Origin of the sequence: Paraburkholderia hayleyella (assembly GCF_009455685.1) — a bacterium.
GTDB classification, from domain to species: Bacteria; Pseudomonadota; Gammaproteobacteria; order Burkholderiales; family Burkholderiaceae; genus Paraburkholderia; species Paraburkholderia hayleyella.
Window position 1 is genome coordinate 3,215,358 of sequence record NZ_QPES01000001.1, and the last position, 11,727, is coordinate 3,227,084.

At 58.7% G+C, this 11,727-nt stretch carries 10 protein-coding genes and 1 tRNA gene; 8 read left to right on the plus strand and 3 right to left on the minus strand.

What is annotated here, in order from left to right:
- Positions 1-523 precede the first annotated feature (523 nt).
- The 5 genes from GH657_RS14160 to GH657_RS18310 are packed head-to-tail and all read left to right on the plus strand — an operon-like array spanning position 524 to position 6,241.
- Entirely contained in the window at positions 524-778 is a 255-nt protein-coding gene (locus GH657_RS14160; protein WP_153101499.1) for a PAAR domain-containing protein, read from the plus strand.
- Between the two features lie 9 nt (positions 779-787).
- Complete coding sequence (locus tag GH657_RS14165; RefSeq protein ID WP_153101500.1) at positions 788-3,616, plus strand: type VI secretion system Vgr family protein; 2,829 nt, start codon at positions 788-790, stop codon at positions 3,614-3,616.
- Positions 3,613-5,139, plus strand: a complete 1,527-nt coding sequence (locus GH657_RS14170; RefSeq protein WP_153101501.1) for a hypothetical protein — start codon at positions 3,613-3,615, stop codon at positions 5,137-5,139. Before GH657_RS14165 ends, GH657_RS14170 begins: the two co-directional genes overlap by 4 nt.
- Before the next feature lie 11 nt (positions 5,140-5,150).
- Positions 5,151-5,609, plus strand: a complete 459-nt coding sequence (locus tag GH657_RS18305) for an Imm71 family immunity protein (protein ID WP_246174083.1) — start codon at positions 5,151-5,153, stop codon at positions 5,607-5,609.
- Complete coding sequence (locus GH657_RS18310; RefSeq protein WP_246174084.1) at positions 5,609-6,241, plus strand: Imm72 family immunity protein; 633 nt, start codon at positions 5,609-5,611, stop codon at positions 6,239-6,241. Before GH657_RS18305 ends, GH657_RS18310 begins: the two co-directional genes overlap by 1 nt.
- A 45-nt stretch (positions 6,242-6,286) precedes the next feature.
- Here GH657_RS18310 and GH657_RS18425 read toward each other — a convergent pair whose 3' ends face one another.
- Both GH657_RS18425 and GH657_RS14180 read right to left on the minus strand, forming a co-directional pair.
- Positions 6,287-6,415, minus strand: a complete 129-nt coding sequence (locus GH657_RS18425) for a hypothetical protein (protein WP_281349394.1) — start codon at positions 6,413-6,415, stop codon at positions 6,287-6,289.
- A gap of 413 nt (positions 6,416-6,828) precedes the next feature.
- A tRNA-Lys gene (locus GH657_RS14180) sits at positions 6,829-6,904 on the minus strand.
- Positions 6,905-7,173: 269 nt separating this feature from the next.
- On the opposite strand from GH657_RS14180, the gene GH657_RS14185 reads away from it, so the two are divergent.
- Both GH657_RS14185 and GH657_RS14190 read left to right on the plus strand, forming a co-directional pair.
- A complete protein-coding gene (locus tag GH657_RS14185; RefSeq protein WP_153101502.1) occupies positions 7,174-7,578 on the plus strand; it encodes a PaaI family thioesterase in 405 nt (134 codons plus the stop codon).
- An 82-nt stretch (positions 7,579-7,660) separates the two neighbouring features.
- A complete protein-coding gene (locus tag GH657_RS14190; protein ID WP_153101503.1) occupies positions 7,661-8,560 on the plus strand; it encodes a patatin-like phospholipase family protein in 900 nt (299 codons plus the stop codon).
- On the opposite strand, the gene GH657_RS14195 is transcribed toward GH657_RS14190, so the two are convergent.
- Complete coding sequence (locus GH657_RS14195; protein ID WP_153101504.1) at positions 8,528-9,550, minus strand: D-2-hydroxyacid dehydrogenase family protein; 1,023 nt, start codon at positions 9,548-9,550, stop codon at positions 8,528-8,530. The two genes, GH657_RS14190 and GH657_RS14195, sit on opposite strands and share 33 nt — an antisense overlap.
- A gap of 299 nt (positions 9,551-9,849) precedes the next feature.
- Between GH657_RS14195 and GH657_RS14200 the strand changes: the two genes are divergently transcribed.
- Positions 9,850-11,721 (plus strand): phosphoenolpyruvate carboxykinase (GTP), encoded by a 1,872-nt coding sequence (locus GH657_RS14200; protein ID WP_153101505.1) that lies wholly within the window; start codon positions 9,850-9,852, stop codon positions 11,719-11,721.
- The last annotated feature ends 6 nt before the right edge of the window (positions 11,722-11,727 follow it).

The following is an 11,727-nucleotide window of genomic DNA, read 5'->3' on the forward strand; positions in this document are numbered from 1 at the left end:
GATTGCTCGCACTCTCTTTCCCCACGTCCGAAACGACAGCCAAGGTGAGCCCGTTGTAATACACCGCGACGGGACAGAAGAAGATGCTGCCTTTTCCCGTGTCGGTCCGCGTCAACCCGACGGCGGCGAAAGGCGCTGCGCCGCAATATTGAGTCTGGCCGCACGCTGCGCAACACAATGCATCTGTTCCAAAGCGCGACGGAAAAGACGCGGCAGGACTTCGAACAGCACAACGTAACGCCCGCCCTCAACGCACTGCGCAGACGCGTACAAACGCGACTTCGCAAAGCTGGACTGGGGCGCATAGGCCCGCACTAGCCAGACTCTGGCGAAAGTCAATTTTTGACAAATCGAACCAATACGCATCAGAAAAGTTGATTCTTCAGACATATCTCATTGCGTCGCGGTAACGATCGGAGAAACATCAAAGGATTTAACGCGCTCTATCCGCGCCGCTATTGCCGTCGAGCGGCGAAAACATGCCGCTTCCAGTGCATCACCTTTTCAGAAAGAGATATCGCAGATGAAGGATGCAGTAACAGGAAATGAAGTAGCCCGTCTTGGCGGCTCCACGGATCATGGCGGCAAGGTGGTCGAGGCTGCCGACAATCTCATCCACATGGGGATTCGCGTAGCGCTCGATGGGCACCTGACCGAATGCCCGAAGTGCGGCGGCACGTATCCGATTATCGCGACCGGCAAGCGCACGCATCGCGGAACCCGTGTGGCGTTCATCGGCGACAGGACGGCATGCGGCGCGACGCTCGTTCGCGCGTAGGGCGACGGTATGAAAGACGAACGATTCCCCTATCTGTACCGGGCACCTGAGCGCACGCTCTCGATAAGCGGGGCCGCGCTTCCAACGTGGACGCCACGCCGCGTCAACATCCATTTTGAAGAGCCGCCTAAAGCGGTGCTGATTCCGACGTACCTGCACGGACGCGAAGCAATAGGTGAACTCTACAGTTACACCGTCCGCATGCGAACGGATGTCGCTATTCCTTCCTATCCCGATGTCGTCACGCTCGACCTCGATCGCATCGTAGGGACAGAGGTCATGATATCCATCGACGTTCCCGGTAAGGGGACTTTCATTCCCGGGATGCCTGGCGACACCGGGCGCGGCAACATCGGCTTCTATACGCGCGAGATTGCCGGGTGCGTCAGCGCGGCCCGGTTTGTTCGACGTGACGGTCGATCCATGATCTATGAATTCGAGGTTGAGCCTGCACTGGCCGAAGCCGCCAAGGGTAGTAATTACCGGATTTTCCTTGGGGATACGGTCAGAGACGTTATTAGCAAGCTTCTCGGGAATTATCCCCTCACAATTGACTGGCGCATTGCCGGGCCGCATTACGGCAAGCGGGTATATCCAAAGCGCGACCTGATACGCCAGCACTGGGAATCCGACATGACCTGTTTGCAGCGCCTATGCGAGCATTACGGGCTGTTCTACTGGTTTGAGCACCTCAGTGGCTTCCACCGGCTCGTGATTGCCGACAGTATGGGCGCATTTCACTCACACGGCGAAGCCTATGAATCAATCCGCTTTTCGAGCAATGACCGCATTGACGAAGAGCATATCGACCGCCTTGACGTAACGAGCCGTCAGACCGAAGGCAAGATTACCGTTGTCGATCATGACTACACCGAACCCCGCGTTGCGCGCTCAACCGTCCCTCTGCGTGAGGAAATGCGCGACCCGCGCCACACGGCACGGGCCGATCAGGAAGTCTACGCGTATGCGAATGTGAGCCAGCCGCGCCTCAAGGAAGCGCGATTTGATTCCGGTCCCGAAGACACCCGCGACGATGCCCGTAATGTTGCGATGGTTCGAATGCAAGCGCTACGTTGCCAGGGATTGCGTGCGAAGGGGCACGGCAACATGCGCGGCCTGACGGTTGGGCGTACTTTTCATCTGACCGATCATCCGTACCAGAAAGCGAACCAGGAATATCTGGTTGTATCTGCAACATTGACGATTGAGGAAAACGACCAGGCGAGCGGCACCGGCCAGGTGTTTCGCTGCGAGACGGATTTCGAAATCCAGCCCATGCGCGAATATTTCCGCATGCCGCACAAAACGCCCTGGCCATCCCAGGCGGGCTTCGAGTATGCCGTCGTCACCGGCCCGGAAAATCAGGAAATCTGGACAGATGTATACGGCCGCGTCAAATGCCAACTGATTCCCGACCGCGACGGCAAGCTGGATCAGGACGCCTTTATATGGGTTCTCCCCATGCAGCCGTGGCAGAACAGCCAGATGGGTTCCGCCTTTATGCCGCGCATCGGCAGCCAGGTGCTAATCGGCTACGTGAACGGAAATCCCGACATGCCGTTCATCGTTGCAAGCAGCGCAAACAAGCACAACACGCCAGGATGGAAACTGCCATTTAACCAGTGGGTATCCGGGTTCCGTAGTCGCATGCAAGGCGGCGGCATCGGCGCTAACCATCTCGCCTTGGTTGATACAGAAAACGAACTACAGGCGCAACTCTCCAGCGATCACGGTACGAGCCAGCTAAGCCTCGGTTTCCTGCGGCGTCTCCAGGGTAACGAAGGGCTGGAGGATGCGCGCGGAGAAGGCTTTGATCTTCGCACCGACTTTTGGGGTTCGCTGCGCGCCGCGATGGGACTTCTTGTTTCGACCCATGGGCGAGATGGCGCAGCGGGCAAGGCCAAGGATATGGATGAAACGGTCGCCCGTCTGAGGCAGGCGCGCGACATGCACGAGGGGCTGGCGAAACTTGCGCAGCAGCACGGCGGACAGATGCCAGACGCAGACCAGAGTGACGTAACCCGCTCCATCAAGCAGCAAACTGTTGACCTTCGCGGCACGCCAAAAGGTGGCCCCAATGATTTCCCGGAATTTTCCACCCCGCTTATCGCACTTTCCAGCCCTGCGGGCATCGGAACTTCCACGGCGGGCAGCACGCATATCCAGAGTGATGAAGACACCGCCATTACGACCGGGCATAGCATCGGCATTGCGGCGGGCAAGTCGTTTCACGCTGCGGTGCTCGAAAGGATTTCGCTGTTCGTGCGCAAAGCGGGAATGATGCTAGTCGCCGCGTCGGGAAAAATCCGCATCGAGGCCCAGAGCGACGGCATCGACGTAATAGCGAAGAAAGACGTTCAAATCTCGAGCGAGGATGGCTGGATCAATCTCACCGCCATGAAGGGCATACGCTTTAACGGCGCGGGAACGACCATTGAACTGAGCGCTGCCGGATTGCTTGGCGCTACAAATGGAAAATTTCTCGTTCACGCCGCCGACCATGCAACAGACGGCCCGCAGTCCACGCCCCCCGTTTTTCCGCCAGCAGCGTACACCGATCAGGCGTCGATACTGCACATGTATCACAGCGACGAACCCGTACAGGGTGCGAAGTTCGACATCAACTACGACGATGGCAAGCACTACAGCGGCATGCTCGACAGCGCGGGCTATGCCGACCTGAGCAACGCGCCGGTCGGCTCCGGGCAGATCAAGCTGGGTCCCGATTCGCGGACTTGGGAAGTCAAGGCCAATGATGCAAATCCGGGCTACAAAGCGAACTGGACTGCGGACGATTTCGCCGCATCCGCCAACAAACAGAACGATGGTGTCCAATGAGTGAAGTTCAGACTACGAATCCTGCCGAGAACAGGATCGGTGCAACCGAGATTGGCAAGCTGATATGGGACGGTGCGGCTTCCGTAGCCGAATGGTTCGGTGGAGCCCTTGCCGGGGAATTCAACCAGAAGCAGACCACCGGTCAGATCGTTTTCGATGCCGTAATCAGCATGTTTCCGATCCTGGGCGAAGGCACGGCTGCACGCGACTCGATAGCAATCTGCATTGGCATGTGCGAGGACCCGAAGAAGGCTGAGGACCGTTGGCAGTGGGTGAAACTTGTGCTCTGCCTGATTGCCGTTGTGCCGATCGTTGGCGGCGTGCTCAAGGGTGTCGGCAAGCTTGTTGTGCGTGCCCTGGAAAAGGGGGAGGACCTTGAAAAGCTCGCGGCCGAAATCGTCAGCTTTGCTAACCGGATGGGTCAAGGCAACGCCTATCAATGGTTGCGTCAACTCGATTTCATGCAGTACCAGGATAAGGTACTCGCGGCAGTAGGCGAATTTCTCGACCGCTTCACGCGGGCGTGCCAGTACATCGTGAAGAACTTGGCGGGCGTTTTGCCACAAGATGTCGTTCAGTACCTTTCTGGACTGCCGCCGAAGTTGCAGAATATCGGCAAGCTAGCTAACCGGATGGTGCCTCAGGCACTGAGTGACCTGAATGACTGCCTTGTCCGGGTGCGTGCGCATCTGGTTGACGGTACCTTCGCCGATATTTCGGTCGGCTCCGGCAAAATCACGACGCGCGAGGCGGAGGGACGGCTTGCCAAAGCCGCGCGCGGTGCCGGTGACACTCCACATCCTCCTGCCACGCCGGCTGATTACCGTCCTGTCAAGGACTGGCCCAACCTGGCGGAGGGGAGGAACGTTGTACTCGATGAAGAAACAGGTAAAAAAACCTATCAGACGATTGCATCATTCAGTCATGAACCACAGCCGATGCCGATCGTGGCCGAAACCCTGAAGGAAGGCAGCCCTGTTCGCCTTATCCGAGTGCTGGATACCACACGCCCCCCAGACAAGCTCATTGCGTCGAAGGCTGGATCCTACTGGTTACAGAAAATGCCGCAGAACGGCAAGGAGTGGCGCGAAGACTGCGCGGTGCTACATGACTGGAGCCAAAACGGCGGATATATCGAATTGACGAAGATTCCTACCATCGGGGAACTTCGTGCGGCGGAGGTGCCGGATATCCCGGCCGACTGGAAAGGGCTGCGCGTATGGAGTGGCAATGTATCCAGTCAGGAAGACCCGAAGCTCGGACGGTATCTGGCAGGCGGCGCGAAGCAGATATTTATTGACTTTAATCACCCCCACAACAAGGTGCTGGAGGATTACGTCAAACGACTCTCCATCTACGGGACCAACTGGAAGGATATGAACTTCGCTAACAGTGAGCGAGTTGCCGTGATGCCGCTTGAGAAGAGTGAGACAGCAGCCAAGACGGTGCCGCAAGGTTACACCAATCGTATTTCCGCAACGGCACGTCATGCTGTACCTGATAGTAAAGCCGAGCACCAGTGAGGAAACCAGCAATGTCAGACTTTATCTTTGTCGCGGGAAGGAATGATGAGGCCGCGCGTGACCGCGCGTTCTACCTGCTGAAGAAGTACACGAGTGCCACTCTGCTGCGACGTGCGATTGATTTGTATCGGGAGTTCCTGCGTGATTTTGAACAGGAAATCAAACGGCCGGAAAATGTGGAAGTCGGTGCGAATGGCAAGCCGGTCCAGTATGACGAAGACCTTCGCTACTTTCTGGAGTTCCTGCAACCAATGGAGTACGCATGGCCGCTTTTGACCGTCCCGGCCCGCCGCGTCGAAGCGTTCGACATGCTGCGCCGGGGTGTCAAGTTCAGCAGTTTCATGTGGGGTCGCCGCTATACAGACAATTGCTACGATACGCCGGGGGACTGTTCTACAAGCTTGGTTATCGCTTTCCCAAATACGAGTCCGTCGGGATATTTGGAAAGGCTGCTCTCTCCGGAAATCTAATGTCTTTGCTGTTCGGAACCCTCAACAAAGAGGGGCGCGTTTACGCGAATGACCGATATGACGCTCGCGCGGTTATGCGTTGGACCTATGAAAGCATCTTCTTTGACTCAGTGCCGTTCAACCTTATTCCGCCCATCCGCTTTCCTGCACAGCTTGCCAAGTGTCCGACGCGTAATGAAGACAGCACGGGCGAGGTATGGAGTGGTCGCCAGATACCTGTGACGGGCATATGGGAGCCGTGGCCGGTTGATCCAAAGATCGGTGTTCGTTGCCCCAACTACTATCTCGTAGGCGATACGGCGAGCCAGTACCAGTTCGAAGGCAGGGATACGCTGGAAGACGTGCGCTGGCGGTTGATCTGGAAGGACTCGCGCTACATGAGCGGCGGTATTCCGTCCGAAGAAGATGACTACTTTGCACCAGACCTGTCCGCCAACCTTAATGCACCGGTCGTGCGTCAGGCACGCCCAGGCGAAGTGTGTCCCGAGAGCGGCGAATGGTACGCGCCGCACCTGAACAACAAGACGTTCAGGATGAGCGCAGGCGAAATCATGCCGGGACCGGAGCTTGGATCAACGGGCGCCGTGATCTGGTATCTGAAACTGCGCCCGCAGACGCCAAGCGTGGATTGACCCTCTGCGCTGTGACGGTATCGCCCCCGTTTCGGCGGGGCTTTTTTATTCGAGCGTCAAACGCGCCCGTTCCGGCGTATTGTCCGCATGCTCGAATAGCGTGCCCTGGCGGTGCGCGTTTCCGAGGCGCTTACAGGCGTTATCGAAATGCACCGGGTCCAGTTCGATACCCACGAAGCGCCAACCGGTCTGTATGCAGACAGCCAGAACGCGGCCCGAAAGCCGATCCCGTGATGGTCAGTTTTTGTCTATAAGACGGTTCTACTGTTCGCGGGCACGAAAGACATTTCGATTGCACACGCGGGGACTGATTGACCCGAAGCAGGCGCACGACCGTGTTGCAGACCCTGGCGAAATGGAGCAGGCCGCAAAGTTACGCCCACACCTGAATACCAGACTACCAACCGGGCGGTCTGCGCTGCCGGGACTCTAGCTTATTGCATGCGCTGAATGCTGTGTGCCGGTTTTAGTCGAGATGTAGCGACGAACGCCGGTCCGAGTTGATCGAATTTTCCTATATAACGCCTACACGATCCCAGAAAGCAAAAAGCCCAGCCGTGTAGGCTGGGCTAAGTGCTTGATATCTTTGGTGGGGCGTGAGTGACTCGAACACTCGACCTACGGATTAAGAGTCCGCTGCTCTACCAACTGAGCTAACGCCCCAAACAGAGGGCGAATTATGCCGCAATATTTATCGCTTGCCTACCCCCTTCTCCCTCCCACCCCCCCAAAAACATCCGCAAAACCTCCCCCCCAAAAAAGCACTCGCCAAAGGTCTGCCGGCAGAAAGGCACTGCCCAACAGCATCCCGGTATCATGTGACGGCGCGAAGCCTCTCATACCCAGAGCACATCTCGCACCCAGTACAGCTCCGCTCACCGCCCTTCCCACCGGGAAACCAATCGAAACACAACCGACAACCGGGAGCCCCCATGGACGACAACGCAACCCGCGAACTGCTCGACCACATTCTCGCGCCGTGGGTACGCGCACTGGCACTCACCCCAGTCGCGGTCGATGAAACCAGCGCCACGCTTCGTCTGCCGTTTTCGGGCGAGTTGCGCCATGGGGGCGGCATGATCTGCGGCCAGGTCTTCATGGCGGCGGCCGACACCGCAATGATCGTCGCCATTTCGGCGGCGCTCGGAGGCTTTCAGCCCATGACCACGGTCTCGCTCAACACCAATTTTATCCGCGCGGTACGCAACGGAGATCTGCTCATTACGGCCCGCGTCCTGCGCATGGGCCGCAACCTGGTCTTTGGCGAAGTCGAAATCATCGACGGTGTGGGGAAAATGGCCGCCCATGCCACCACGACTTACGCGCTGCTCGACTAACTCAAGCGGCTCGATGAACGAGCGGCTCGCTTGACAACACCCGTTCCTCATTTCAGTCACGACCTTCGAAGGGAAATCAGCAATGTTCGATCAGATCGTATTCGCGGGCGGGGGTAATCGTTGCTGGTGGCAAGGCGGGTTTTGGGATGTCGTCCGTCCGGCGCTGGATCTGCGCCCGCGTGTCATCACTGGAATTTCGGCGGGTGCCGCCACCGCATGCATGCTCTATACGCGCGAAACAGGCTGGGTCATGCGCTATTACCAGGAAGCGCTGCGCCACAACACCAAAAATGCGTACTGGGGCAACCTGCTACGTCAGGAGCCGGTGTTCCCGCATTACCGGATCTATCGTCAGGCATTGCTCGATATTTACGGTGAAGCGTTCTCCTCGCTGGCACAAGCGCCGGAAATTCGCGTCGGCGTCTCGCATGTGCCGCGCTGGCTTGGGGCGCGTAGCGCGGTCGCGGCGGGGCTGGTGGCCTACAACATCGAGAAATACATCCGCAAAACGCTGCATCCAACACTCGGCCAAACACTGGGGTTTCGTCCGGAATTTGTCCGGGTACAAGATTGCGCGTCAGTCGAGGCGCTCGCTGACCTGATCCTGCAATCTTCCTGCACGCCGCCTTTTACGCCTGTCTTGCGGCGTAATGGACGGCCCGTCCTGGATGGTGGCATGGTCGATAACGTGCCGGTCAGCGCGCTCGATGATTCACCGGGAAAGGTACTCGTTCTGGTCACACGTCTTTATCCGCGGCCGCAAACCTTTGTCGTGCCGCACGGTACCCAGCAGCGTTTTTATGTGCAGCCTTCGCGCAAAGTGCCGGTGTCCAGCTGGGATTACACGAACCCGGCGCAAATGCAGCTGGCTTATGATCTGGGCCGCGTCGATGGCGAGCGTTTCTTGCAGTTAGTGCCCGATCTGGCCGCTCTCGCACCGGCGCCCGCATCAGCTCTGACGCCGCCGCACGTTGCCCTGTAGCACTTCCGGATTCACGACATTCGTTGTGTCGCCGGCTTCAAACGCCAGAATGTTGTTGAATGCGGCGGAGAAATACAGCTCGTAACTCTCCCGTTCGACATAGCCGATATGCGGCGTGCAAATCACATTCTCCATCCGCAGCAGGCTGTAGCCTTGCAAGATAGGTTCGCTTTCGTAGACATCGAGCGCGGCCATCCCCGGCCGGTTGTGCGCGAGTGCGTTCACGAGCGCGTTTTCTTCCAGCAGCTCAGCGCGGCTGATATTGACGAAAAGCGCGGTGGGCTTCATCAGCATCAGCTCCCTGGATGTCACGATACCGCGCGTGTCATCGTGCAAACGCAGATGCAGCGAGAGCACATCGCTTTGCGCAAAAAGCGCTTCACGGCTATCCGCCACGCTGTAACCATCGGCGCGCGCGGCTTCCCGCGAGTGTTCTCGGCCCCAGATCAGCACGTCCATGCCAAATGCGCGGCCATATCCGGCAACGAGCCGTCCAATTTTGCCGTAGCCCCAGATACCAAGGGTTTGGCCTCGCAGCACCTGGCCCAAGCCAAAATTGGGCGGTAGCGCCGAGGTTTTCAGCCCGGATTGCTGCCAGGCGCCTTGCTTGAGATTGGCCACATATTGCGGAATGCGCCGCTGCGCGGCCATGATGAGGGCCCACGTGAGTTCGGCGGGCGCAACCGGTGAGCCGTGGCCTTCCATCACGGCAATCTCGCGCTGGGTGCAGGCCGCGAGGTCGATATGACCGGAGACCTTGCCGGTCTGGCTGATCAGCCGGAGGTGCGGAAGTTTATCGAGCAGTTGGGCGTTGACCCGCGTACGCTCACGAATCAGAACAAGCGCGTCGACTTCTCCCAGGCGGCTGGCCAGTTGTCCCAAGCCGCGCACCGTATTGTTAAAGACCTTGACCTCGTGGTTAGCCAGCAAAGGGAAGCAGTTGAGCTTGCGAACAGCGTCCTGGTAATCGTCAAGGATGGCAATTTTCATGGCAGATAGGTTTTGCGAGGCACCATGGGAAGCGAAACGGAATGCTATGCTGAGTGCCCTCTCGCTCTGTGACGTAGAGCACATGCCAGACACAGCACGGTTTTACAGTTTGTTGCATGTCCACGCAAGCCGCTTTACAGAAGGTTTCAGACGGACATGCCGCAGCCCGCTTATGAACTCCACGACATCCTGCATCCTTTTTTGCACCGGGGTTGCCCGGAAGCAGACAGATACGCCTCTCGCAAGCAGCGTCATGGGTTCATACCGGTTTTATTTTGCCGCTATGAAATGGAGTCACGATGAGTCATTCTCCCCACACTAAATCCGCTCAGCCCCAATCTTTCACCCTCCAGCCTCCGGAATGGGTCCGGCAACGCCAGCTCATTGCCTGGGTGGAGCGCATCGCCGCGCTAACCCAGCCGGATCAGGTGGTCTGGTGCGACGGCTCGCAAGAAGAATACGACCGGCTGTGCGCGCAGATGGTCGCGGCGGGTACGTTGCAAAAACTCAATCCCGCCAAACGCCCTAACTCGTATCTGGCATGGTCGGACCCGTCCGATGTCGCGCGGGTCGAAGATCGCACCTTCATCTGCTCGCCGCGCCGTGAAGACGCGGGCCCGACTAACCACTGGGTCGATCCCGCCGAAATGCGAGGCACGCTGAACGGGTTGTTCGAGGGCGCGATGCGTGGCCGCACGATGTATGTCGTGCCGTTTTCAATGGGGCCGCTTGGCTCGCCCATCGCCCATATCGGCGTCGAACTGAGCGATAGCCCTTATGTCGTCACCAACATGCGCATCATGACGCGCATGGGTCGCGCGGTTTATGACGTGCTCGGCACGGATGGCGCCTTCGTGCCGTGCGTGCATTCGGTTGGCGCGCCGCTCGCCGCCGGTGCGCGCGACGTGCCATGGCCCTGCAATGACACGAAATACATCGTCCACTTCCCGCAAACGCGCGAAATCTGGAGCTACGGTTCGGGCTATGGCGGCAATGCGCTGCTGGGCAAGAAATGCTTCGCGTTGCGGATTGCATCGACGATGGGCCGTGACGAAGGCTGGCTGGCCGAGCATATGCTGATCCTCGGCGTGACCTCGCCGCAAGGACGCAAACATTACGTGGCGGCGGCCTTTCCATCGGCCTGCGGCAAAACCAACTTTGCGATGCTGATCCCGCCGCAAACGCTCGAGGGCTGGAGTATTTCGACCATCGGCGATGACATCGCCTGGATCAAGCCTGGCAAGGACGGCCGCCTGTATGCGATCAATCCGGAGGCGGGCTATTTTGGCGTGGCGCCAGGCACGAGCGAAAAAACCAATTTCAACGCCATGGCGACGCTGAAAGAAAACGTCATCTTCACCAACGTCGCGCTCACCGACGATGGCGATGTCTGGTGGGAAGGTATGACGGACACGCCGCCCGCGCATCTGATCGACTGGCAGCGCCAGGAATGGACGCCTGCCATCGCGCGCGAAACAGGCCGCAAGGCGGCGCATCCGAATGCGCGCTTCACGGCGCCCGCGCAGCAATGCCCATCCATCGATGCCGACTGGGAAAACCCGGCGGGCGTGCCTATCGATGCCTTTATCTTCGGCGGCCGGCGCTCCAGCACCGTGCCGCTCGTCACCGAAGCGCGCAACTGGGCCGAAGGTGTTTACATGGCGGCCACGATGGGTTCGGAAACCACCGCGGCGGCGGCGGGCCAGCAAGGCGTCGTGCGGCGCGATCCGTTTGCGATGCTGCCCTTTTGCGGCTACAACATGAGCGATTACTTCAGCCACTGGCTCAAAACCGGCGAGCGGCTCACGCAGATGCACGCCACACTGCCGAAGATTTTCTGTGTGAACTGGTTTCGCAAGAATGCCGAGGGCAAGTTTGTTTGGCCTGGCTTCGGCGAGAACATGCGGGTGCTGGCGTGGATGGTCGGCCGGATCGAAGGCAAGGCTGAAGGCGCGGAGCACGCGTTTGGTCTCTCGCCGCGTTACGACGATCTGGACTGGCGCGGGCTCGACTTCAACCGCGAGCAATTCGCCGAAGTGATCTCGTCAAACACCGACGCGTGGCGCACCGAGTTGAACTTGCATACGGAGCTATTCGAGAAGTTGCAACAAGGCCTGCCTGCTGCGCTGACGCAGACCAAAAGCGCATTCGAAGAACGTCTTGCGACTTAACGGGTG

Excerpts from the sequence above, each read along its gene's own strand:
- GH657_RS14195 (WP_153101504.1), bottom strand. The coding sequence starts at position 9,550 with ATGAAAATTGCCATCCTTGACGATTACCAGGACGCTGTTCGCAAGCTC.
- GH657_RS14170 (WP_153101501.1), top strand. The coding sequence starts at position 3,613 with ATGAGTGAAGTTCAGACTACGAATCCTGCCGAGAACAGGATCGGTGCA.
- GH657_RS14200 (WP_153101505.1), top strand. The coding sequence starts at position 9,850 with ATGAGTCATTCTCCCCACACTAAATCCGCTCAGCCCCAATCTTTCACC.
- GH657_RS18305 (WP_246174083.1), top strand. The coding sequence starts at position 5,151 with ATGTCAGACTTTATCTTTGTCGCGGGAAGGAATGATGAGGCCGCGCGT.
- GH657_RS14185 (WP_153101502.1), top strand. The coding sequence starts at position 7,174 with ATGGACGACAACGCAACCCGCGAACTGCTCGACCACATTCTCGCGCCG.
- GH657_RS14165 (WP_153101500.1), top strand. The coding sequence starts at position 788 with ATGAAAGACGAACGATTCCCCTATCTGTACCGGGCACCTGAGCGCACG.
- GH657_RS18310 (WP_246174084.1), top strand. The coding sequence starts at position 5,609 with ATGTCTTTGCTGTTCGGAACCCTCAACAAAGAGGGGCGCGTTTACGCG.
- GH657_RS14160 (WP_153101499.1), top strand. The coding sequence starts at position 524 with ATGAAGGATGCAGTAACAGGAAATGAAGTAGCCCGTCTTGGCGGCTCC.
- GH657_RS14190 (WP_153101503.1), top strand. The coding sequence starts at position 7,661 with ATGTTCGATCAGATCGTATTCGCGGGCGGGGGTAATCGTTGCTGGTGG.